This window comes from Algoriphagus machipongonensis (genome assembly GCF_000166275.1).
In the GTDB taxonomy this organism is placed as follows: domain Bacteria; phylum Bacteroidota; class Bacteroidia; order Cytophagales; family Cyclobacteriaceae; genus Algoriphagus; species Algoriphagus machipongonensis.
Genome location: NZ_CM001023.1, coordinates 2,491,272 through 2,513,826 on the forward strand (window position 1 = coordinate 2,491,272; position 22,555 = coordinate 2,513,826).

Consider the following 22,555-nt stretch of genomic DNA (forward strand, 5'->3'; position numbering starts at 1 on the left):
TTAGTTATTCTTATTGAATAATGATTTCAGCTTATCATCCAAGGGCTCTTTGTTAGCCCTTTTTTTAGCTCTCTTTCTCTGCCTTTGTTTTTTCTTTTGCTGACTTCTTTTCACTAAGACTGTCCTTACAGAAAACCCGACTTGACCTCTCATAAACTCCTCTCTACCCGTAATATTAAAATTGGGTTTGTAATCAAGAGATAGAACTGTGCTTGCAATTGTAAACTCGATCCCTGCAATTCCTTCTACTCCAAAAGTGGAATTTCCATAAGTATGAATGATCTCTTTGCTTGCTTCATTCTTCACAAAACTTTCTTCATTCCCATAGGCCAATCCGCCTCCAAGGTAATAATTGAACCTTTTGGAGATGATAGGTCTATGCTTTTCCAGGAGAACACTAAAACTGGAGTTATTATTAAAATCTGTTTGAAGTATGGCTTCAACACTTGTTTTCTTAAGGACTCTTTGCTGGAAGCTAATGCCAACCTGCCTGCCTAGTTTATTGCTGCCTAATCGAATTCCAACAGCATTGCCATAGTGCTGAGCAAAAGAGCTTTGAATGCTAAGCGTAGTTAGTAAAAGAAGTAAAAAGTATAGTTTTTTGAACATACGAGACATTTTAACAAATGCCCATTGTCCAATAACTATTCCAATTTCAAAAGCCGTTCAAAAGTGATAAAAAAAGCCCTCCGAAAGGGAGGGCTTCAATTGTTATTCACTAACTACTATCTTTTCTATCTTATCTCCAGCTCGAATATCGTCAATTACCTCTAAGCCTTCGACCACCTTTCCAAAGCAAGTGTGATTTCTATCTAAATGTGAGGTGTTATCTCTGCTGTGGCAGATGAAAAATTGGGATCCCCCAGTATTTCTACCAGCATGTGCCATTGAAAGCACTCCTCTGTCATGATATTGGTTGTCACCATCCAATTCACACTTAATTGTATATCCTGGGCCACCAGCTCCGGTTCCTTTTGGACATCCACCTTGGATCACAAAATTAGGAATCACACGGTGGAAAGTAAGTCCATCATAAAAACCCTTATTTGATAGATCTATAAAGTTTTGAACTGCGATAGGAGCATCATTATCATAAAACTCCACCTTCATTGTTCCTTTTTCAGTTATAATCTCTGCTGTTCTCATTTCTTGTTAATTCGGAGGTATCAGATTTGGTATCAATAAAAATTAAAGTCCAAAATTAGTGCTTTAATTGAATAATATCATGAAAAAATAAAAGGAAGTAAGCATTTACTTCCTTTTACTACATTATACTTTGGGAGCACCTTTTAGTATATCCTTAGAGGAACCAGCTTTGAATTTTTCAAAATTCTTGGTAAATGCCTCTGCAAGTTTCTGATTTTGATGATCATAGGCTTCAGGATCATCCCAAGTATCTCTTGGGTTTAAGACTTTACTAGGCACTCCATCACAGGATTGGGGGACTTGAAACCCAAACTTTGGATGCTCTTTATATTCACATTGGTCTAGCTTTCCCTCTAATGCAGCTGTAATTGTTGCTCTGGTATAGGCAAGTTTCATTCTAGAACCTACGCCATAAGGTCCTCCTGTCCATCCTGTATTAATTAACCATACGTTGACATCGTTTTCCTCCATTTTTTCGCCAAACAGAGTCGCGTATTTTGTCGGATGTAAGGGAAGAAAAGCTGCCCCAAAACAGGCGGAAAAAGTCAGTTTAGGTTCAGTAATACCAATTTCTGTTCCGGCAACTTTCGCAGTGTAGCCTGATATAAAGTGATACATCGCCTGGCTTTTATTCAGTTTAGAAATAGGAGGGATGACCCCAAATGCATCTGCTGTTAGGAAGAAAATGTTTTTGGGAATTCCTCCGATAGAAGGGACGATTGCATTTGGAATAAAATGGATTGGATAGGCTGTTCTGGTGTTTTCTGTTACTGATTTATTAGCAAAATCTACCTCGCGGCTGTCCTTCTTAAACCGTGTGTTTTCCACGATAGAGCCAAATTTTATGGCGTTCCAAATCTCAGGCTCTTTCTCTTCTTTTAAGTCTACCACTTTGGCATAGCATCCACCTTCAAAATTGAATACCCCTTGATCTGTCCAAGCATGTTCATCATCACCAATCAAGCTCCTATTTGGATCTGCTGATAAAGTGGTTTTACCTGTCCCCGATAAACCAAAGAAAATTGCTGTATCACCATTCTTTCCGATGTTGGCCGAACAATGCATTGAAAGAATGTTTTTTTCCTCTGGCAATAGATAGTTAAGAACAGAGAAAATTCCTTTTTTCATTTCTCCAGCATAGGCTGTTCCACCAATGAGAATGGTTCTTTTACTCAGGTTTAGAATAGCGAAATTTGCGTTGCTGGTACCATCTGTTGCTGGGTTTGCCTGAAACTCAGGAATGCAAATGATTTTGAAATCAGGCTCAAAGTCATTTAATTCTTGCTCATCAGGTCTTAAAAACATGTTATAACAAAACAGATTGTGCCAAGCCAAGCTGTTAAAGATTCTGATTTTTAGCCGATGATTTTTATCGGCTCCTGCATAAGCATCTCTGATAAACAAGTCCTTGTCTTGCAGGAAGACTAACATTTTTTTCTCTAAAAGATCGAATTGATTGGAGTCAAAAGGGATATTGATATCTCCCCACCAAACAGTATCTTTTGTTTTTTCATCTTTGACGATGAACCGGTCCTTAGGCGATCTTCCTGTAAATTTTCCAGTATCAGCCATTAACGCACCTGTGGAAGTCAAATAACCTTCATTTCTTTTCAATGAATGCTCTACCAGAGCAGCTGGAGGTAAGTTATAGTAAACTTTACCTGTTGTTTTAAATTCCAGTGGTGGATCCTTCAATTTTGGGTTTTCCAGAAGGGAATTCAACATAAAGATTGGGTTTATATTCTGAAATAAATCTTCCCAAAAGTACATAAATTGGATTAATAAAAATCATAAAAAACGCTGTTTTTTGCCGATACAATCGGTTGCATAGTAAAAACAGAATAAAATTTTATAAGTAATAAAAATCTGTTTTTCAGTTAAATGATTTTTAATAGAAGTTTCATTCAATATGGTTTTTTCAAACCGCTCACAAGATTAAAATTGGAATAAAGTGACAAAATCGGTTATCATTGTATTCTAGATATACACCCAAAAATATATTTCATTGGAAAAACAACTTACTCCGGAATTTGATGGCCCTACAGTATTTGGTCATCCAAAGGGTCTGATGACCTTATTTTTTACAGAAATGTGGGAGCGCTTTAGCTATTATGGCATGAGAGCTTTGCTCATTCTTTTCATGACAAAAACAATTGTGGATGGAGGTTTAGGTTTTGATGACACCACATCCGGCGCAATTTATGGACTTTATACAATGGGCGTTTACTTGTTGGCACTACCTGGTGGTTGGCTTGCAGATCGTTTATTTGGTTTGAAAAAGTCAGTTTGGTACGGTGGTATTATCATTACCCTAGGTCACTTCATGATGGCAGTTCCCGGTGTGATAGCTTTATTGGAAGGAAACCATGCTCCTAAAACAGAATTAAGCACCATTGATACCTCTACCTTCTTTTTAGGTTTGATTTTAATTGTAATTGGTACCGGTTTATTAAAGCCAAATATTAGCTCTATAGTAGGGCAGTTATACCCAAAAGGAAGTTCTAAAAGAGATGCTGGTTTTTCTATTTTCTATATGGGAATTAACCTTGGAGGTTTTATTGCACCGATTGCTTGCGGTACCTTGGCAACCTATGATATGCACTTAGGTTTTGGACTTGCGGGTTTTGGAATGCTATTAGGCTTATTTCAATATAAACTAACTGCCAAAAATATCGAAGGTTATGGTGAACCACCTGTAGTGGAAACACCTTCCGAAATAGAAAGCCAGAAAAAGTTAAAGACCTCAGTAACCTGGATCTCTGTTGGATTGGTAGCATTAATTGCTGTTTTGTTTATGGGGGTTGTTCCAATAAATGTATCGGCAATAGCAAGTGCATCAGGAACGGTCATTGCATTAGTTGCCTTTGGATACCTTGGCTATGTCATTGCTTTTGGAGGTTTATCTAAATCAGATAAAAATAAAGTAGGAGTAATTGCCATTCTTTTTCTATTCTCTGCGATGTTCTGGTCTGGATTCGAACAAGCAGGTTCAACTTTGAATTTGTTTGGAGAGCGATTTACCGATAGAACAGTTTTAGGTTGGGAGATACCAGCTAGTTATTTCCAGTCCATTAACTCTTTATTCATTATCATTTTTGCACCATTCTTTGGGGCACTTTGGGTATGGCTAGGAAGAAGAAATCTTGAGCCTAGCTCACCTCTTAAATTCACCTTTGGTCTACTTTTATTGGGATTAGGCTTTTTCGTGATGTACTTCGCAGCTAAAATTGCTGCCTCAGGCGATTTAGCGGCTCCTACATGGTTAATCTTTACTTATATGCTCCATACCTTCGGAGAATTGAGTTTGTCTCCTGTGGGCTTAAGTCTTGTTACAAAGCTTGCTCCAAATGGATACGGTGGACAAATGATGGGGATTTGGTTCCTTTCAGTTGCCCTGGGTAACCTGATTGCAGGATTAATTGCTGGTGAAGCAAGTGGTGGTACTGATGAAGCATTGGCAAGTATGCCTGATCAATATATGCTCATCGTTTACACCGTCGTTGGTTCGGCAGTTTTACTGTTCTTACTGAAGCCAGTTATCAGAAAGATGATGGGAGAAGTTCATTAAAGAAAAGTCAGTTTATCTGAGAATTAGACCAAAAAATTCAGCCTTCGATTTATGATGAGAATCCATAATCGAAGGCTGTTTCTTTTATTACAAGGTATGTTTTGCTAGCAATCTATCTTGTGTTCGATATGAAATGGACCAAGTGTTTTAATATAGTCTAACAATTATTTTTCCTGTTGTTCTTTTTCACTAACCCATGCTTTAATATCAGCCAACATACTGTCTATCTTTTCACGGTCCAGGAGCTTTCCGTTGAGTATTAGGCTTTGAATTGTAAGGGTAGCTTCTATATTTTCCAAAGGGTTGGAATTTAGAAGTAACAAATTGGCTTTTTTACCTTGCTCAATTGAGCCATACTGCTCATCCATTCCAAAATATTCAGGACCATTGATGATGGAAGCCTCTAATGCCTCTCTTGGCGTCAAGCCATATTTTACTAGTTTTTGAAGCTCAAAATGAATAGCTAAGCCTGGAAAATCATAAGTGTTTAGATATCCTGCATCCGTTCCTGCATAGATTTTCATTCCCGACTCTTTTACCAAAGGAATTAAATTAGCCACCCTTTCAAAATTGTCTTTTCTAGCTTGTTTGTCTTCAGGACTTTCATTTGCCATCCGATTTATTCTCCATTGATAGCTTTCCTTTAGCTTGGGGCCTAGGTAATTTAGAATCGTGTCCTCTTTAAAATTATCTTCTTCCAGATATGCAATGTTGGAGCTAATCAAAAGGGTTGGAACTACTCCAGTTCCCTGCGCTGCCAATAACCTGAACTTCTCCAAAGCAAGTGAGTCGTCTCGAGTCTCTCTTTGTAATTTTGTAGCATCTTGTCCACTCATTGTTCCACTTCCAAGCCCTAAACTTATTTCTTCCTCAAAGGGAGTTGTCATCCGCATAAGATAGGAGAGGTGTTCCACAGTTTTTTGTCCTGCTTTAGAAACCTGATCTATCGTCAATGCAGCTGGGATATGTCCTGAAACGCTCCAGCCTCTCTCGTGGGCTCTTTTTACTGCTTCCAGAAATAGCTCAGGTTTTAAGGTATTGTCGGTGATTTTAATAAAATCAACTTTCAGCTTTTCTAATGAATCAAGTGCTAATTTGAGCTCTTCCTCTGTACCGATTTCCAGATCTCCTGGCCAAATTGAATTGATACCTTCCAGTTTTGGGCCTGAAGTTAAAATCTTAGGACCAAGCCTTTTCCCTTGATTAATTTCGTCTCTCCACTTCAAGACTTCCAGGCTAATATCACCTGCAGCGTCTCTGACTGTAGTAACTCCAAAGCTTAAATAAAGCGGAAGAAGTTGTTCATTTTCATCGACATATTCTGCTCCACCAAAGTGTACATGACTATCCCAGAGTCCCGGTAATAGGAATTTTCCTTGGCCATTGACTCTTTCTATGCCTTGGTAATTTTCTGCCTTCTCTTGCGCCAAGACTTGAAAAATGGTATCAGCTTGTATCAATACAGCTTGGTTTGGGATAACCTCACCATTCTTTACATCCACAATGTTGACTTGATCAATAATAAGATCAACTTCAGTTTTACTTTGACAAGAAAATAGAATAGAAGCAGCTAAAATGGTTTTTAAGTACTTCATGTTAAAAGAGGGAGCCTTGTACGGTACTAGGTTTCACTGCCTGAATAGTACCTTTTAGCATGTCTTGCAATAATTTAAGAAATCCTGGTTGCCAATTAGATGGTGTTATTTTGATTTCTTTTCCTTCGTAATCAATTGGTCCCATCATTTTCTCATAACCAATGATCATACTCCAAATAGTATAGAAAGTGATCTCTGGCTGAAGTTCAGGCCGAATGCTACCGTCTTTAATTCCTTGGCTGATCATCATAACACCCAGTTTTGCAGGTTCGTGATGTATCTCTAAAAGTTTTTGAAAATGGTCTGAAGCAAGAGTTTTTGGGTCTATTTGTTCTCGTGTTTCCGGATTGTTATACTTTTTCATTAGATCCAAAAAGTTCAAAATGGAGTCATAATAGACCTGGTTTTCTTTTGCAAAAGCTGGTATTCTAACTACCAGTTCGCTGATCATTTCAAGACCATTTTTCCCTTTACTTCTGTATACATCTCTAAACTCATCTTTAAACTGGTCAAAGGCTTTTTTAGTCAAGGCCATGAAAAGGTCTTCTTTATTCTTATAATAAAAATATGTCAGGCCTTTACTGATACCAGCCGTTTTAGCCACATCTTCCATTCGTGTTGCTACAAATCCTTTACTCGTAAAAAGTGAAACTGCAGCATCTAAAATGAGTTTTTCTTTGTTCGTTTTTTCTGAGGGCATTGCTATTCTGTATAGAGTTCGTTTACTAGATCAAAGATATTAAACTATAGTCAAAAATCTATTTTACCTTTGAATAAAGAAATAGTAAAAGCAAAGAAAAAGGCCTTTAAATTTGATTAAAGGCCTTTTATTTAATTGAATTTAAGTCAATTACTTTATCTCTACTATATAATAATTTTTCTTTCCTCTTTGAATCAAAAGGTATTTCCCTTGAAGTAAAGAGCAGGAAAGAGCTGCATTTGGATCAGTAAGTTTTTCTTTATTGATACTTACTCCACCCCCTTGGATCATTTTTCTTGCTTCACCTTTTGATTTGAAGATCACTCCTTGAGTTGCCTCTCCAAATAAATCAAGAGTGGATTCAAATCCAGCAAATTCATCCTTAGAGAGTTGTACCTGAGGAACCCCATCAAATACCTGAAGGAATGTTCTCTCATCCAAAGAAGCCAAATCTTCGGTAGATGATTTGCCAAAAAGTATTTCTGAAGCTTTGATAGCCATGTCTAACTCTTCTTGACCATGAACCATCACGGTAACATTTTTTGCAATCTCTTTCTGCAAAGCTCTTTGATGGGGTGCTTCTGCATGAGCTGCCTCCAAGCTTTCAATTGTTTGTTGGTCTAGAGTGGTAAAGATTCGGATATATTTTGAGGCATCTTCATCCGAAACGTTTAACCAAAACTGGTAGAAAGCATAAGGAGAAGTTTTTTCTGGATCAAGCCAAACAGAGCCACCCTCAGTTTTACCAAATTTGGAACCATCAGCTTTTGTAATCAAAGGAACGGTCAAAGCAAAAGCACTTCCTCCGCCCATTCTTCTAATCAATTCTGTTCCTGTGACAATATTTCCCCATTGGTCAGAACCACCCAGTTGAATCGTACAGTTTTCGTTTTTCCAAAGATGATAGAAATCATAGCCTTGGATCAACTGATAACTGAATTCCGTAAATGATAAGCCATTTCCGTCTTCCAATCTTCTTTTCACAGAATCTTTGGCCATCATATAATTGACGGTAATGTGCTTTCCTACATCTCTTATAAATTCCAAAAAGCTAAACTCAGACATCCAGTCGTAATTGTTTACCAATTCCGCTTTGTTGTTAGTCTCTCCAGAAAAATCAAGAAACTTAGAGAGCTGGTTCTGAATACATGAAACATTATGATCAAGCGTTTCTTTATTCAAAAGATTTCTCTCTGCAGATTTAAAAGAAGGGTCACCGATCATTCCCGTAGCACCACCGACTAAAGCGAATGGTTTATGACCTGCTCTTTGGAAATGCAATAATGTCATCACCCCAACAAGGTGACCTATATGTAATGAATCTGCTGTTGGGTCAAATCCCAAATAGGCAGAAGCCACTCCTTTGGACAAGTGTTCTTCTAATTCGGGAGTCATATCCTGAAGCATCCCCCTCCAGCGCAATTCTTCAATAAATGAATTCATCTGAGTCTTTGTGATTTTTTTGAGTGGCAAATATAGCCTTCCTGATTGTAGCATGGAAGAAATGGAGAATTGATTCTGGTGAATTTGAAAGAAAATTGCTTCATGGAATAGCTATTAATCAGGATTCAGCTTTTTAGACTCAGTTTAAGCTTCTTTTTTTAATTACTTTAGCAATAAAAATCCCTATATATGAAATCATTTCTTTACTCTTTAACCATATGCTTGGTTCTACTTGTTGGGAATATTGCTTTTGCTCAGTCTCCTCCCAAATGGATGAGATATCCAGCAATATCTCCTGACGGATCTCTAATCGCTTTTACGTTTAAAGGAGATTTATTTCTAGTTTCCAGTACGGGTGGAGATGCCAAACAACTTACTTTTCATGAAGCTCATGATTATAAGCCTGTATGGAGCAAGGATGGAGAGCAACTGGCTTTTGCTTCTGATAGGTATGGAAACTTTGATGTTTTTATCATGAGTGCTCAGGGAGGTCCGGCTACCAGACTTACATTTCATTCCAATGATGAGCAACCATTTGACTTTAGTGCAGATAATCAAAATGTGATTTTTGGGGCCACTAGAATGGATATCGCTGAACATAGACAATACCCAACAGGCTCTCAACCTGAACTCTACCAGGTTCCTAAGAAATCAGGACGGGTAGATCAAATTTGGACTATTCCTGCCGAATATGTGCAAACAAGTCAGGATGGAACCAAAATGATATATCACGATAAAAAAGGTGGAGAAAATGAGTGGAGAAAGCATCACGAATCTGGAATAGCTAGGGATATTTGGCTTTATGATGCCGAGGAAGGATCCCATAGCATGTTGACAGATTATTATGGAGAGGATCGAAATCCTGTATTCTCACCTGACGAAAGCGAAATCTATTATTTAAGTGAGGCGAATGGAAGCTTTAATGTGTTTGCAATGCCTTTAAACAATCCTAAGCAAAGTTTGGCCTTAACTAGCTTGACAGATTTTCCTGTTCGCTTTTTGACAATTTCTCAGGATGGCTTAATGAGTTTTGGATATGATGGAGAGCTTTACACGTTAAGAAAAGGAGAAAGCCCAAAAAAGTTAGAAGTACGTATTAAAACTCAAGCAGTCAGTAATTCAGATTCTTATATTGCCATCAATGGCGGTGTGCGTGAAATGGTGATTTCGCCAAATGGAAAGGAAATCGCATTAATAGCAAGGGGTGAGGTTTTTGTTACTTCTGTAGATGGTTCAATGACCAAAAGAATCACTAATACACCAGAGCAGGAGCGTTTCTTGGATTTTTCACCTGATGGTAAATCACTTGTTTATTCTAGTGAAAGAGATGGGAAATGGAGCATCTATTCCTCTTCTAAAATAAGATCTGAGGAGCCTTATTTCTTTGCTTCTACATTAATTGAAGAAAAGGTTTTGGTGTCCAAAGAAGTAGATGTTTACGAACCAGATTATTCTCCAGATGGCAAAAAACTGGCTTATGTGGAAGATCGCCGAACGCTTAAGGTTATGGATTTGGAAAGCCAAGAATCCGTGACATTAATGACCCCTGATGAGCTTTTCCATATGAGAGATGGAGATCAATATTTTACTTGGTCACCGGATAGTAAATGGCTTTTGGCCACATATAACCCTACCATGGTTAATTCTGAGGTGGTTTTATTGGATGCTACTGGCAAGGAACCTAAGAAAAACCTTACGAAAAGTGGGTATGGGGATAGCCAGCCTGTTTGGGTCAATGAGGGGAAACAAATGTTGTGGTTTTCTAACCGTGATGGTATGAGAAGCTATGCTACCTCCGGAAGAAGCCAAAATGATGTCTATTCTTTATTTTTTGACAAAGAGTCCTGGGATAAATTCAATTTGTCAAAGGAAGATTTTGACTTAATGAAGGAGATAGAGAAGTCCAAAAAATCAGATACGGATAAGAAAAATAAAGAGGGGAAAGATGAGGAGAAAAAAGAAGTTGAGCCAATTGAATTTGATTGGGATGGATTAGAAGAAAGAAAGGCGAGACTTACAATTCATTCTTCAACTTTAGGCGATGCGGTTCTTTCTAAGGACGGAGAGAAATTGTTTTACCTGACAAGTTTTGAAAAAGGGATGAATCTTTGGAGTACAAATTTAAGAACCAAAGAAACCAAACAAGAGATAGCATTGAATTCAAGCTATGGGAGTTTGGTTTGGGACAAGGATCAGAAAAATTTGTTTTTGCTTTCCAATGGCAGTATTTCCAAGATTAATCCTGAAAGCATGAAAAAGGAATCTGTTAAGATTTCTGGTGAGATGACTTATGATGCTGAAGAGGAAAGAAATTATATGTTCGAGCATATTTGGTTGAGGACTAAAGGCATTTTTTATACTCCAGATATGCATGGTGTAGACTGGGAAGCGGCAAAAGTAGCTTATGAGAAGTACTTGCCTAGTATCGGAAATAGCTATGAGTTTGCAGAAATGATTTCTGAAATGATAGGAGAATTAAATGTTTCCCATGCAGGTGCCAGATTCTCTAAGAGTATCCCGATGGCGGATGAAACAGCTTCTTTAGGAGTATTTTGGGACTATGGTTTTGCTGAGGATGGTCTTAAGATTAAAGAAATAATCAAAGGAGGGCCGCTTGATAAGGCGGATTTGGATATTAAAGAAGGTATGGTAATTCAGAAAATTGATGGAGAGTTGATTTCTGCCCAAATAGACTTTGCAAAGTTACTTAATAGGAAAGCAGACAAGTTGACTTTGTTGGAGGTCCTAGATCCAAGTAATGGGGAAACGCAACAAGTGACAATAAAGCCTATCTCATTAAGAGAGGAAAATCAGTTACTCTATAAAAGATGGGTAAAAACAAACCAAGAGGAAGTGACCAAGTTGAGTGATGGAAAACTTGGCTATGTTCATATCCCAGGAATGAGTGATGGCCCATATAGAAATGTTTATGAAGAAATGATGGGTAAATTTCATGACACGGAAGGAGTCATCGTAGATACCAGGTTTAATGGAGGAGGAGATTTGGTTGCTGATTTGGCAATGTTCTTTACCGGTGAGAAGTTTCTAACCTATGCGACGGAAGCCAAAGAGGTGGGTTATGAACCTACTGCAAGATGGACTAAGCCAACCTTAGCGATGTTCAATGAGGCTAATTATTCTGATGGACATTGTTTTGCCTGTGGTTATACAGATTTAGGTATTGGCAAGACGGTAGGAATGCCCACTCCTGGAACTTGCTCATTTGCAGGTTGGGAAGGTTTGCCAGATGGTGGTAGATGGGGAGCTGTTCCTATATCAGCGAAAAATAAAGCAGGGGAGTGGTTAGAGAATAACGAGACCAAACCACAATTTGAGATAAAGAATATGCCTGGAAAAATTGATCAAGGAATTGATCAGCAATTAGAAAAGGCCATAGAGGAATTATTGAAGGACGTGGATTAATATTTACATTTGAGTATGGCCATAAAAAAACCTGGATGATAAATCGTCCAGGTTTTTTTGATCAAAAGTCAGATTATTGATACTCTTTCGTGTTCAATGTTTCGTCATTCTTAAAAAACTCATGAAGTTTAGAGAAAGAATTATCGAAGTATCCATCCAGCATTTTCTTAATGATGAAAGTTCTGTATTCATCTTTAGAAACGATTGGGAAGTATTCGTGACTTTTACCATAAGACTTGTGACTCACAAAACCTTTTCTCTCCAAAATTCTCACAATGGTAGAAACTGTGTTGTAAGCAGGCTTTGGTTCCTGCATTGGCAATAAGATATCTTTAACAAATCCTCTTTCGATATCCCAAAGGATTTGCATGATATCCTCTTCGGCTCTAGTTAATGGTTTCATAAAATTTTAGGCGTTAAGTTTTAAATCGGAAGAAAATTATTCGTTTAGTTTGATAAAACCAAAAATTACGTCAGTTAAAATCTGTATTTTTTCCAATTATAACTTAATTAGTCCAAGTGAAACTCTGAAAATAATACAAAAAAAGTCACCCTAGAGTGACTTTCATTTGACCAAAAACGTTCGTTTAAGTGGTTCTGAGCTTAATTATTTTCGTAGCATGCAATAATTTGACAATTGGATAAGTTGGATCAAACTCATACCACTTCACTGCAAAATTAGGTCTGTTAGGAAGTTTGTGATGATTATTTTGAAATAATTCTCCCAACATCAACACGTCTAACAACAAGCTGTTTTTTGATTTATCATTATTGTCAAAATTGGCATATCCGTATTTATGACCGCTCCAATTGACAATTGCACCGTGAACAGGGCCCATTAAAAAATGAATTGGTAGCAAGAAATACATCCACCAATGTGTTCCTGGCAATTCAAAAACTGAAATACATAAAACGTAGATTAGTACATACAATAAACCCCATGCTACTCTGATGTACATGGTGTCAGCAAATTTATCGAATCGGTTCCAATCAGGAATGTCTTTTGAAAATCGCTCTTCGGGTGTCAGCCTGAAGCTGAAATATTCATTGTAAATGTTTTTGGTTTTCCACATCATTGTAAAAAGGTTTTCGGTATGATGTGGGCTATGTGGATCTTTCGGTGTGTCCGAGTAGGCATGGTGCATTCTGTGTAGAATAGCGTAAGCTCTTGGTGATAAATAAGAGCTGCCTTGCCATAGCCAGGTAAATATATAGAAGAAGCGTTCCCAGTATTTGTTCATAACAAACATCTGATGAGCAGCATATCTATGCAGAAAGAAACTCTGGCAAAACAGGGAGAAGTACCAGTGCAACAGAAAGAAGATAATTATAATCACTTGGTGTTCGGTTAAAATTGAAGCTACAAATATAAGCCTCTCAATCTAAAAAAAGTTTATTTTTATATTTTTGGATAAGATATGTTAACATGATAATTGTCAGGTTTTATATTAAATCTTAAATTTTATACCTTTTATCTAAATGGGAAATACTTCAAATGGCAGTTCTGTTCTCGTAAAAATCCTTTTAGGAGGCATTGCTGTATTAATAGCAGAATTTTTACTTCCAGGAGTACACATTGATTCATTCATTACTGGATTTTTGCTAGCTGCGGTGATAATCTTGATCAATTTGACGATAAAGCCGATTCTAATTTTATTGACTTTCCCGATTACCTTACTGACTTTGGGCTTGTTTCTTCTGGTGATTAATGCAGCTATGCTACTTTTAGCTGCGAAGATTATCCCTGGTTTCGACTTGGATGGTTTTTGGTGGGCAGTATTGTTCGCTATCGTTTTGAGTATTATTAATTCTTTGTTTGGGAATAATTTAGATTCCAGCAAATAATTTGGTTTGATCTTCAATCCTGATGTAGTGTCTCAGCTCTCCCGTATTTCCTTTGTAAAGGATAACCCCTTCATTTGATTTCTGAATTTCCACAATCAAGATCCAGGTTTCCTCCTCATTTTCTTTAGAATCTTCATCAATCCATAGAAAATCTATCATTTTAAGTTTAACCTTAGGTTGGCAATATTCCTGATTTGCCCTTTCAATCATAAATCTTTCTTCATGGACATCGATTCCTACAACCTTTTTCTGATCTGAAATTCCAATTATCAAAAATCCTCCTTCTGTGTTTGCCATTGCAGCTAGGGTTCGAGCAATCTTTGAACTGGAACTAACCTCTAGCTTGAAATCCAGAGTTTTACTTTCCTTAGATAGGATTAGATTTTTTATAAATTCTTTGCTAAAGATTGTGGATTTCATTTTATTGATTTAGATTTTGCGTGTATATTAATTATCTATTCATTAGTATTATGTCAAAATTAAACCAGACACCAAGGAGGCAGTAAAATTTTTGAACTATGTCCATTATTAACCCAGGATTTGATCCCAAACATATAGAAGAACTCAAGAGTGAGTTGAAAAAAACAGGTAAGTCTTTCAAAATCATTCCTGACGAAGAAAATTCTGATGAGTTTGTCAATTTTTATTTCATAGGAATGTACGAAGGAAAGAGTGTCATTTATGATGCTGCAGTATATACTTTGAGGCTTCATCATGCTAGCGAGGTTTACGAAATTGCAGAACATGAAGCAGCAAAAAAATTCCCCAATTTCAATGGGATTTCCTATGAAGAAGACGAAAACGGGAATATGCTACCATTAACCAGTGATCAAGAAGAAATTGGATGGTTCATCACTGAGATGATCATGGAGATGGAAGAGGAAGAAACGGTGAAGGTTCAAGAATTTATTGATATAGATACTCACCATGATTTTGGTATAGGGTTAGACGCTGCTTTGCATGTGGATTCCATTGACGAAGATGTAATAACAAAATTCATAGCTGAATTTAATGACGATACTATTGAGTTGGATGAAACGATGTATGCTTATCAGTCAGAAGCAGAAGACGCTGAAGAAGATTAAACAATTTCGAGTTAAAAGTACTTTCACGCTTGTACCCTACAAGCGTTTTTTTTATGCTTAAAATAGCCTGGTCACCCATATTTGCCCATCCATTGCCTCTGGGACACCGTTTTCCCATGGAGAAATACCAATTACTACCTGAGCAATTGATGTATGAAGGAACGGCCACCGAAGCTAATTTCTTTGCTCCTGAATTGGTAGAAGAAAGGTGGATAGTCAATACGCATGAAAGCGAGTACTGGGAAAAATTAAGAACCCTTAGCCTAAGTAAATCTGAGATAAGAAAAACAGGGTTCCCATTAAGTTCTGAATTAGTATCCCGTGAAGTCCACATCATGGCTGGTTCCATTCAAGCGGCTATTTATGCGATTGATTATGGGATTGGGATGAATATAGCAGGTGGTACTCATCATGCTTTCACCAATCGGGGAGAAGGCTTTTGTTTATTAAATGACCTCGCGATTACGGCAAATTATTTATTGGAAAATAAGCTGGCAAAAAAAGTCTTAATCATTGATTTGGATGTTCATCAGGGAAATGGCACAGCCGAAATTTTTCAGGAGACCCCAGAAGTTTTCACTTTTAGTATGCATGGAAAAGCAAATTATCCCATGCACAAAGAGAAGTCAGATTTGGATGTGGAACTGGATGATGGAATGAAGGATTTTGAGTATTTGAAATTGTTGGACGAAAATCTAAATCAAGTTTTAAAAACTTTTACTCCTGATTTCATTCTTTACCAATCCGGAGTGGATATTTTGGAAACAGATAAACTCGGGCGTCTTAGTGTAAGTATTCAGGGACTTAGAACTCGAGATAATATGGTTTTGGATCTGGCAAAAGAGATGCAGATTCCTATTATGTGCTGCATGGGAGGTGGTTATTCTCCCCAAATCAAGGATATCATTGAAGGTCATGCGCAAGTTTATAGGTTGGCACAGGATATCTTTTTTTGAGAACTTTAACTGAAATTAACCCTCTTTAATCCAAGTGTCGCTTGCAAAATCAATACTTTCTTTATATTTGCGCCCTTGTGAACTATAACAAATTAAAAGTGAAAAAAGGATTTAAAATGTTCGGTGTGCTAGGCTTGGCAACAGCACTTTTCTATAGCTGTAATCAACCTGCTGCACAAAAAACTGAGGGAGAAGGTACTACCACCACTGTATCTAGTGGAGATTTGAAAGTTGCTTTTGTTTTCACAGATTCTGTGATCAACAAGTATGATTACTTTGTAAAAAAGTCTGAAGAAATCACTGAAAAAGGTCAAAAGTTTGAAACAGAGCTTCAAAGTAGAGCTCAAGGATTTGAGAGAGAAGTAGCTAACTTCCAGCAATCGGCAAACAATATGACTCAAAACCAAGCTTTGGCAAAACAAGACGAACTTGGTAAAAAGCAACAAAACTTAATGTCATACAGAGATAATTTGATGCAAGAATTATCTGTTGATGAGGCTAATCTTTATAATGAAGTGTACACTAAAGTACAGGATTATTTGAAGCAGTATGCAGCTGACAATTCCTTGGATATCATTTTATCTTACACTAGAGGAGGAGCAGTTTGGTATGCAAATGATGCAATGGATGTAACAGAAAAGGTTATTGAAGGGTTAAATAGCAGTTATAACGAAACTGCAGTTGATTCTGTAAAATAATAGCCCTTCATAATAAGTAATTAAAAACCCGGCTGAGTCCGGGTTTTTTTGTGCTGAAAATTTGGGTAATTTTAGAGCATTAAATGAAAAAAATAACAGAATGAAAATCACCGAATTCTTAAAGCATAACTACCGACATTTCAATGCCGCAAGTCTGATTGATGCAGCAGAGGGCTATAAAGCACATCTTGATAATGGAGGTCAAATGATGATTACTCTTGCTGGAGCTATGTCCACAGCAGAATTGGGTATTTCATTAGCCGAAATGATCCGGCAGGATAAAGTACAAATCATTACTTGTACAGGGGCAAATTTGGAAGAAGATGTTTTTAACCTTGTAGCACATGACTACTATGAGAGAATTCCCAATTATAGAGAATTATCTCCAGCTCAGGAGCAGGATTTGGTAGAGCGTCATATGAATCGTGTTACTGACACATGTATTCCTGAAATGGAGGCCATGCGTAGAATCGAGGATGTTATTTTGGAAGAATGGGTTGCTGCAGATCAAGCGGGAGAATCCTATTTTCCTCATGAGTTTTTCTACAAGATTTTGCTTTCTGGAAAACTGGAGAAGTTTTACCAAATAGATCCAAAGGATAGCTGGTTGCTGGAAGCTGCCAAGAAAAATATTCCTATTATTTGTCCTGGATGGGAAGATTCTACTTTAGGGAATATGTTTGCAGGACATGTGATCACGGGTGATGTGAAAAATGTGCATACCGTGAAAACCGGAATTCAATACATGATTTACCTTGCAGATTGGTATACAAAATCAGCAACTGACGAATCTACTGTTGGATTTTTCCAGATTGGCGGGGGAATTGCAGGAGATTTCCCAATATGCGTGGTTCCAATGCTACATCAGGATTTGCAGCGTGATAATGTGCCTCTTTGGGGGTACTTCTGCCAAATTTCGGATTCCACCACTTCCTATGGTTCTTATTCAGGGGCTGTGCCTAATGAAAAGATCACCTGGGGAAAACTGGGAATCGATACACCAAAATATATCATAGAATCTGATGCTACCATTGTTGCCCCGCTGGTGTTTGCCATCGTATTGGGTCAATAATAATGAAAAGAAAAATAGCAACATATCTAAAAGCAAGTAGCCTTGTGCTGCTTGCTTTTTGCATTTCAAACTTTAGCTCAGCTCAGGAACTTAAGTCTCTCTCTGGGGCCAATAGCCCACAAGATGATCAGAATCCAGTTTGGATTGGTGACAATGTCTTGTTGTTTACCCGAGCTTTTCACCCCTTAAATTTGGGAGGGGAATCTGACCCGGGAGATATCTGGATGACAAAAAAGGATGAGCAAGGAGTATGGGGAGAAGCTATTCACCGAGCCGATTTAAGTACAGATGGTTATGACTTTGCTCTGGGTTTAGAAGATGTATTGACACTTCTTGTTTACCACAAAGGCTCAGGAAGAAATGGTCTTTATCAATATTCAAAATTTGGAACCGACTGGAATTTTCTTCGCCAAGTGAATTTTGAGGGTTTGGAAGAACTACAAGGGCAATTGCTGGGTAGAGTAGCCAAAGGGGGAAAGTTGATTTTCCTTTCTGCAAAAGGGCCAGATAATTACGGAAATGAAGACTTATATATCAGTGAAAAAATCGGAATCATCGATTGGGGGAAGGCAGTCAACTTAGGTTCTGCCATTAACACAAAAGGGCAGGAGATGAGTCCTTATTATAATCCTAGCACTCAGCTACTTTACTTTTCTTCCAATATGCATGATGACGCAGAAGGAAAAGATATCTTTATTTCAAAGAAAACAGGAGAAGATTGGAAGTCTTGGAGTAAGCCAGAGCGATGGGAATTAATTAGTTCCAGAGGTTCGGACGTTTCAGTAACTTTTATAAGTGATGATGAGGTCGTCTGGTCTAGCACAAGGAATAGTGACGGATTTGCGGATTTAATGACTTTCTCAACAAAAGTCCCATTAGAAATCCCTCAGGAATTTTCAACTGCTCCTCCAGCTATTTTACCTCCTAAAAAGGCTTTGGCTGATGTCTCCAATAATAAATCTTCTAATGAAGAGGTAACATTAGCACCTATCTATCCTAAAAGTAGTATTGGTAAGCCAGAGGTTTCTATGGAGCAGATTCAGCAAATGGCAGAAGCTAAACCTGTTGCGGAAGTAACCGAAGCACAAACACCTGAAGAGAACCCGGTGGAATGGCTCGTTCTAGATGGAAAAAATAGCACCCGATTAGATTATGAAATGAAATTTTTTAATGGAAAGAATGAAGTGATTTTTGAAGATTCTTCTGCTTATACATTGTCATTTTTGAAAGAATCAAATGTGAATTTGATTAAAGTGAAATCAGCTGGTTTTTTTCCTAAAGAGCTCACATTGAAAGATATAAACCCATTGGATAAAACGGTGGTTTTGATGACCAAGCTTGAGTCTGGAAGTGTACTTCTTCTAGAAAACGTCAATTTTAAGAGAGGCACTGCAGAGTTAGAAGGTGAAGAAACTGAAGCTGTGCTTTCAGAACTAGCTGAATTTTTATCTGAAAACTCCAGTGTTAAACTCCGGATTAATGGACATACAGATGGAGGAGGGGATCCAAGTTTGAATAAAGGCTTATCTCTGGATAGGGCCAGAAGTGTCAGAGATTATTTGGTTGATCATGGGGTTACATTCGAAAATCTAAGAATTGCAGGTTGGGGTGGAACTCGACCTATAGCTTCCAATGCAACAGAATCAGGAAGGTCAAAAAATAGAAGGGTAGAATTAGAAGTAATTCAATAAGAACCTATAAATGCAAAAAATAAAGGCTTTGAGTTAATCAAAGCCTTTATTTTTTTATAAGCTATAATCTCCTTGATATTGCCTTTTGACAAATTGATTAGCAGGTTCGAAATTGGTTATTTTCATATTTTCACCATCCCAAAGCAGTTTAATACCTCTTCCAGGATAATCAAATTGATTCTGATTTTCTTTTCTTGGAGCTCTATAATCGTAGCTTCTTATGGCAAGGTTACCCATTAAAACAGATTCTGTTAAAGGTCCAGCTACTGAAAAAGGAGAACTTAGTAAATCAAATTCTTTTGATCCATAACCTCCTATGCAAGCCTCAACCCAGTTAGCATAGTGTCCTTGATCACCTTTAGGAACTCTGTATAATGTTTCAGGAACATTGATATCCTTGGTTTTGCTGGTAGGAAGTAATTGTGGGTTAATTCCATAAGTGGAACACATCATTTTCCCCTTAGTGCCTTCGATGATTACACCATTTCCACCATCACCCATTTGTTCATTTGCCTCTAATTCCTCTGGTCTAGTGGGTTGAATACCACCATCCATCCAATGAAACTCAAGGTCTTCTTTACCTGGTCTATCAAATCGAAGCGTTATGTGAGAAGAAGGAGGGCAACTTTCAGGAAAGTATCCCTGCTGAAACTCGCCTACATAAACAGAACCTACTGAGCATTCTGCAGATTTTGGATACCCTAAGCCCAAAACTCTAAAGGGGGGCTCCATTATATGACAGGCCATATCTCCTAAAGCACCGGTTCCATAATCCCACCAGCCTCTCCAGTTGAAAGGAACTAGGTTTTCTACATAGTCTTTATAGGGTGCTGTACCTAGCCAAAGGTCCCAGTCTAAATCTTTTGGAGGTGTTTGTCCTTTCTCTGGCCAAGGAATTCCCTGAGGCCAAACAGGTCTGTTGGTCCAGGAGTAAACTTTTGTGGCCTCTCCAATCAAGCCTGCATCATACCATTCCACCATTTTTCTCACTCCATCTCCGGAGGAACCTTGGTTTCCCATTTGGGTTACCACCTTATATTTACTGGCTGCCTCCGTAAGCATTCTTGCTTCATATATGTCATGGGCCATGGGTTTTTGAACATACACATGTTTTCCCATTTTCATTGCCATCATAGCAATTACCGCGTGCATATGATCAGGAGTGGAAACAGAAACTGCATCAATATTATTCTCCTCATTTTCCAGCATTACTCTAAAGTCTTTGTAATACTTTGCTTTAGGATGAGCTTCAACACTTTGTTTAGCTCTGCTGTCATCTACATCACAAAGAGCAATCATGTCCACTTTTCCAGTGCCATAAATTCCTCTTACATCTCCTCCTCCCATACCTCCAACACCCACACTGGCGACTCTCAGTTTATCACTAGGGGCGATAAAACCCGGGCCTCCTAATACATGTCTTGGTACTATATAAAATCCTGCCAAAGCAGTGGCAGATGTTTTCATGAAATCTCTCCTGGAATTACTAGAGTTTTTGTCCTTTTTGCTCATGGAATGATGTAGGTTATTGTAATTGAAGTCTTAAAATATAAAAAACACTTTAAAAAGTAGTCCCAAGTTTTTTAAATACCCCAATTATTGTTTTAACTGATATGATGGGCCCTGATTTCAAGCGTTTTTGACCCAATGTTTTTCTGCCATTAAATTATAAAATCGTTTTATCAATTCAAGATATTTAAAAAATTACAGTAAGTTTATCCAAAATATTAATGTATGAGAAAACCAGTTTTAGGCCTTGTTACCCTTATATCGGCCGTTTTATTTAGTTGTCAAAAACCCTTGTCTGAACTTGAAAGCGCGGCGATTATACCTCTGCCCAGTAGTATAGTAGCAGGGCATGGATCTTTTGAATTAAATTCAGGTTCAGCTATTCAAATCATTGGTAACTCGGAGGGTCTGCAAGGTTTGGGAGAAGTTTTAGCCTCTCGGTTAAAACCAGCTACAGGATTTGATCTTCCAGTTAATGCAGATGGTGGGGATATTCAGCTAGAACTTTTAGGAGGAGAAGAATCAGAAGCATACACTTTAGTAGTAGAGGAAGACCTGATTAAGATTACTGCGAATTCAGAAGCAGGACTTTTCTATGGAATACAGACCTTGGTTCAGTTGTTTCCTGTTGCTATAGAAAATAACTCGATAACTGAGGCAAGCTGGACAGTTCCAGCAGGTAAAATTGTCGATCAGCCAGAGTATGGCTACCGAGGGTCTATGCTGGACGTGGCCAGACATTTCTTCACGGTAGATGATGTGAAGTATTACATCGACGAAATGGCAAAATTGAAGTTAAACAGTCTTCATTTGCATTTAACAGATGATCAAGGATGGAGAATTGAAATCAAATCTTGGCCAAACCTGACCACAATTGGTGGGAAATCTGAAGTTGGTGGTGGAGATGGAGGTTTTTACACTCAAGAAGACTACAAAGAAATTATTGCCTATGCAGCAAAGAATTACATTACAGTAATTCCTGAAATCGATATGCCAGGACATACAAATGCTGCCTTGGCCTCTTATGGAGAGTTGAATCCAGGTGTAAACCTTCCAGATGGAGATTTTAGTACTATGAATGAAGGTGAAATCGACTTTGATATTTTAGATGGTGATCCAAAAGCTGCTGAAATTTATACTGGTATTGAAGTTGGATTCAGTACACTAGCAACAAATAAGGAAATCACTTATCAGTTTGTAGAAGATGTAATAAGAGAAATTTCTGAGATGACACCTGGCCCTTATTTTCATATTGGTGGAGACGAGTCTCATGTAACAGAGAAAGACGATTACATTGAATTTGTAGAGCGAGTGCAGAAAATCACAGCTAAATATGGAAAGACAAGTATAGGTTGGGATGAGATTGCGACGACGGAGCTATTGAAGGGAAATGTTGCTCAATTTTGGGCTTTAGCAGAAAATGCGAAGTTGGCAATCGAGCAAGGAAATCAAGTATTGATGTCACCAGCCAAAAAGGCTTATTTGGATATGCAATACGATTCAACTTCAAGACTTGGCTTACATTGGGCTGCCTATATAGAATTGGATTCGGCCTATATATGGGATCCGGAAAATTACGATCCAGGAATAAAGAAACAGGATATTTTTGGGATTGAAGCGCCGCTTTGGACAGAGACCATAGAAACAAGAGAAGACCTTAACTACATGGTTTTTCCAAGGATTGCAGCAATTGCTGAAATAGCCTGGACACCAAGTGAAAAAAGAGAATGGTCTGATTTTCAAAAAAGAATTGCTGTTCAGGGGAAAAGGTGGGATATCAATGGAATTGGATTATACAAATCTCCCAAAGTGGAATGGTAAATT

General features: G+C 37.9%; 19 protein-coding genes. 9 read left to right on the plus strand and 10 right to left on the minus strand.

Annotated features, from left to right (window positions below; translation table 11 throughout):
• The 3 genes from ALPR1_RS10525 to pckA all read right to left on the minus strand — a co-directional run bounded on the left by ALPR1_RS10525 (position 1) and on the right by pckA (position 2,871).
• A complete protein-coding gene (locus ALPR1_RS10525; RefSeq protein ID WP_008200553.1) occupies positions 1-609 on the minus strand; it encodes a hypothetical protein in 609 nt (202 codons plus the stop codon).
• Between the two features lie 102 nt (positions 610-711).
• The gene (locus ALPR1_RS10530; RefSeq protein WP_008200555.1) at positions 712-1,146 is read right to left on the minus strand and encodes a peptidylprolyl isomerase; all 435 of its coding nucleotides are present in this window, start codon (positions 1,144-1,146) and stop codon (positions 712-714) included.
• A gap of 123 nt (positions 1,147-1,269) precedes the next feature.
• Positions 1,270-2,871, minus strand: coding sequence for a phosphoenolpyruvate carboxykinase (ATP) (gene pckA, locus ALPR1_RS10535; RefSeq protein ID WP_040303520.1), 1,602 nt, complete (start codon positions 2,869-2,871; stop codon positions 1,270-1,272).
• 343 nt (positions 2,872-3,214) lie between these two features.
• On the opposite strand from pckA, the gene ALPR1_RS10540 reads away from it, so the two are divergent.
• Entirely contained in the window at positions 3,215-4,714 is a 1,500-nt protein-coding gene (locus ALPR1_RS10540; RefSeq protein ID WP_153231879.1) for a peptide MFS transporter, read from the plus strand.
• A 164-nt stretch (positions 4,715-4,878) separates the two neighbouring features.
• Here ALPR1_RS10540 and ALPR1_RS10545 read toward each other — a convergent pair whose 3' ends face one another.
• The 3 genes from ALPR1_RS10545 to tyrS form a co-directional block, all read right to left on the minus strand.
• Positions 4,879-6,309 carry an amidohydrolase family protein gene (locus ALPR1_RS10545; RefSeq protein WP_008200561.1) on the minus strand — a complete coding sequence of 477 codons (1,431 nt, stop codon included), beginning with the start codon at positions 6,307-6,309 and terminating at the stop codon, positions 4,879-4,881.
• Position 6,310: 1 nt separating this feature from the next.
• The gene (locus tag ALPR1_RS10550; protein ID WP_008200562.1) at positions 6,311-7,009 is read right to left on the minus strand and encodes a TetR/AcrR family transcriptional regulator; all 699 of its coding nucleotides are present in this window, start codon (positions 7,007-7,009) and stop codon (positions 6,311-6,313) included.
• A 150-nt stretch (positions 7,010-7,159) separates the two neighbouring features.
• Complete coding sequence (tyrS, locus tag ALPR1_RS10555) at positions 7,160-8,452, minus strand: tyrosine--tRNA ligase (protein ID WP_008200563.1); 1,293 nt, start codon at positions 8,450-8,452, stop codon at positions 7,160-7,162.
• A gap of 189 nt (positions 8,453-8,641) precedes the next feature.
• Between tyrS and ALPR1_RS10560 the strand changes: the two genes are divergently transcribed.
• Positions 8,642-11,875 carry a S41 family peptidase gene (locus ALPR1_RS10560; protein WP_008200565.1) on the plus strand — a complete coding sequence of 1,078 codons (3,234 nt, stop codon included), beginning with the start codon at positions 8,642-8,644 and terminating at the stop codon, positions 11,873-11,875.
• 73 nt (positions 11,876-11,948) lie between these two features.
• On the opposite strand, the gene ALPR1_RS10565 is transcribed toward ALPR1_RS10560, so the two are convergent.
• Together ALPR1_RS10565 and ALPR1_RS10570 are read right to left on the minus strand one after the other, a co-directional pair.
• Positions 11,949-12,278: a BlaI/MecI/CopY family transcriptional regulator gene (locus ALPR1_RS10565; RefSeq protein ID WP_008200567.1), complete on the minus strand. Its 330-nt coding sequence runs from the start codon at positions 12,276-12,278 to the stop codon at positions 11,949-11,951.
• Positions 12,279-12,462: 184 nt separating this feature from the next.
• Complete coding sequence (locus ALPR1_RS10570) at positions 12,463-13,170, minus strand: acyl-CoA desaturase (RefSeq protein WP_237701656.1); 708 nt, start codon at positions 13,168-13,170, stop codon at positions 12,463-12,465.
• A gap of 184 nt (positions 13,171-13,354) precedes the next feature.
• Here ALPR1_RS10570 and ALPR1_RS10575 point away from each other — a divergent pair, with 184 nt between their 5' ends.
• On the plus strand, positions 13,355-13,720 hold the full coding sequence (locus ALPR1_RS10575; protein ID WP_008200572.1) for a phage holin family protein: 366 nt from the start codon (positions 13,355-13,357) through the stop codon (positions 13,718-13,720).
• Here ALPR1_RS10575 and ALPR1_RS10580 read toward each other — a convergent pair.
• Positions 13,703-14,140 carry an AlbA family DNA-binding domain-containing protein gene (locus tag ALPR1_RS10580; RefSeq protein WP_008200574.1) on the minus strand — a complete coding sequence of 146 codons (438 nt, stop codon included), beginning with the start codon at positions 14,138-14,140 and terminating at the stop codon, positions 13,703-13,705. The genes ALPR1_RS10575 and ALPR1_RS10580 overlap by 18 nt on opposite strands.
• A 98-nt stretch (positions 14,141-14,238) precedes the next feature.
• Here ALPR1_RS10580 and ALPR1_RS10585 point away from each other — a divergent pair, with 98 nt between their 5' ends.
• The 5 genes from ALPR1_RS10585 (at position 14,239) to ALPR1_RS10605 (ending at position 19,222) form a co-directional block, all read left to right on the plus strand.
• A complete protein-coding gene (locus ALPR1_RS10585) occupies positions 14,239-14,805 on the plus strand; it encodes a hypothetical protein (RefSeq protein ID WP_008200575.1) in 567 nt (188 codons plus the stop codon).
• 53 nt (positions 14,806-14,858) lie between these two features.
• A complete protein-coding gene (locus tag ALPR1_RS10590) occupies positions 14,859-15,761 on the plus strand; it encodes a histone deacetylase family protein (protein ID WP_008200577.1) in 903 nt (300 codons plus the stop codon).
• A gap of 98 nt (positions 15,762-15,859) precedes the next feature.
• Complete coding sequence (locus ALPR1_RS10595; protein WP_193352724.1) at positions 15,860-16,459, plus strand: OmpH family outer membrane protein; 600 nt, start codon at positions 15,860-15,862, stop codon at positions 16,457-16,459.
• Between the two features lie 100 nt (positions 16,460-16,559).
• Complete coding sequence (locus tag ALPR1_RS10600) at positions 16,560-17,531, plus strand: deoxyhypusine synthase family protein (protein WP_008200580.1); 972 nt, start codon at positions 16,560-16,562, stop codon at positions 17,529-17,531.
• A 2-nt stretch (positions 17,532-17,533) separates the two neighbouring features.
• Positions 17,534-19,222 (plus strand): OmpA family protein, encoded by a 1,689-nt coding sequence (locus tag ALPR1_RS10605; RefSeq protein ID WP_008200582.1) that lies wholly within the window; start codon positions 17,534-17,536, stop codon positions 19,220-19,222.
• Between the two features lie 54 nt (positions 19,223-19,276).
• Here ALPR1_RS10605 and ALPR1_RS10610 read toward each other — a convergent pair whose 3' ends face one another.
• A complete protein-coding gene (locus ALPR1_RS10610; RefSeq protein WP_008200584.1) occupies positions 19,277-20,734 on the minus strand; it encodes a Gfo/Idh/MocA family protein in 1,458 nt (485 codons plus the stop codon).
• Positions 20,735-20,956: 222 nt separating this feature from the next.
• Between ALPR1_RS10610 and ALPR1_RS10615 the strand changes: the two genes are divergently transcribed.
• Positions 20,957-22,552 carry a beta-N-acetylhexosaminidase gene (locus tag ALPR1_RS10615; protein WP_008200586.1) on the plus strand — a complete coding sequence of 532 codons (1,596 nt, stop codon included), beginning with the start codon at positions 20,957-20,959 and terminating at the stop codon, positions 22,550-22,552.
• Positions 22,553-22,555: the final 3 nt, after the last annotated feature.

What these genes read in the sequence shown, in the direction of transcription:
- ALPR1_RS10540 (WP_153231879.1), top strand. Translation starts at nt 3,215, where the DNA reads ATGACCTTATTTTTTACAGAAATGTGGGAGCGCTTTAGCTATTATGGC.
- ALPR1_RS10615 (WP_008200586.1), top strand. Translation starts at nt 20,957, where the DNA reads ATGAGAAAACCAGTTTTAGGCCTTGTTACCCTTATATCGGCCGTTTTA.
- tyrS (WP_008200563.1), bottom strand. Translation starts at nt 8,452, where the DNA reads ATGAATTCATTTATTGAAGAATTGCGCTGGAGGGGGATGCTTCAGGAT.
- ALPR1_RS10525 (WP_008200553.1), bottom strand. Translation starts at nt 609, where the DNA reads ATGTTCAAAAAACTATACTTTTTACTTCTTTTACTAACTACGCTTAGC.
- ALPR1_RS10585 (WP_008200575.1), top strand. Translation starts at nt 14,239, where the DNA reads ATGTCCATTATTAACCCAGGATTTGATCCCAAACATATAGAAGAACTC.
- ALPR1_RS10560 (WP_008200565.1), top strand. Translation starts at nt 8,642, where the DNA reads ATGAAATCATTTCTTTACTCTTTAACCATATGCTTGGTTCTACTTGTT.
- ALPR1_RS10565 (WP_008200567.1), bottom strand. Translation starts at nt 12,278, where the DNA reads ATGAAACCATTAACTAGAGCCGAAGAGGATATCATGCAAATCCTTTGG.
- ALPR1_RS10580 (WP_008200574.1), bottom strand. Translation starts at nt 14,140, where the DNA reads ATGAAATCCACAATCTTTAGCAAAGAATTTATAAAAAATCTAATCCTA.
- ALPR1_RS10590 (WP_008200577.1), top strand. Translation starts at nt 14,859, where the DNA reads ATGCTTAAAATAGCCTGGTCACCCATATTTGCCCATCCATTGCCTCTG.
- ALPR1_RS10550 (WP_008200562.1), bottom strand. Translation starts at nt 7,009, where the DNA reads ATGCCCTCAGAAAAAACGAACAAAGAAAAACTCATTTTAGATGCTGCA.
- pckA (WP_040303520.1), bottom strand. Translation starts at nt 2,871, where the DNA reads ATGTTGAATTCCCTTCTGGAAAACCCAAAATTGAAGGATCCACCACTG.
- ALPR1_RS10605 (WP_008200582.1), top strand. Translation starts at nt 17,534, where the DNA reads ATGAAAAGAAAAATAGCAACATATCTAAAAGCAAGTAGCCTTGTGCTG.
- ALPR1_RS10530 (WP_008200555.1), bottom strand. Translation starts at nt 1,146, where the DNA reads ATGAGAACAGCAGAGATTATAACTGAAAAAGGAACAATGAAGGTGGAG.
- ALPR1_RS10545 (WP_008200561.1), bottom strand. Translation starts at nt 6,309, where the DNA reads ATGAAGTACTTAAAAACCATTTTAGCTGCTTCTATTCTATTTTCTTGT.
- ALPR1_RS10610 (WP_008200584.1), bottom strand. Translation starts at nt 20,734, where the DNA reads ATGAGCAAAAAGGACAAAAACTCTAGTAATTCCAGGAGAGATTTCATG.
- ALPR1_RS10600 (WP_008200580.1), top strand. Translation starts at nt 16,560, where the DNA reads ATGAAAATCACCGAATTCTTAAAGCATAACTACCGACATTTCAATGCC.
- ALPR1_RS10575 (WP_008200572.1), top strand. Translation starts at nt 13,355, where the DNA reads ATGGGAAATACTTCAAATGGCAGTTCTGTTCTCGTAAAAATCCTTTTA.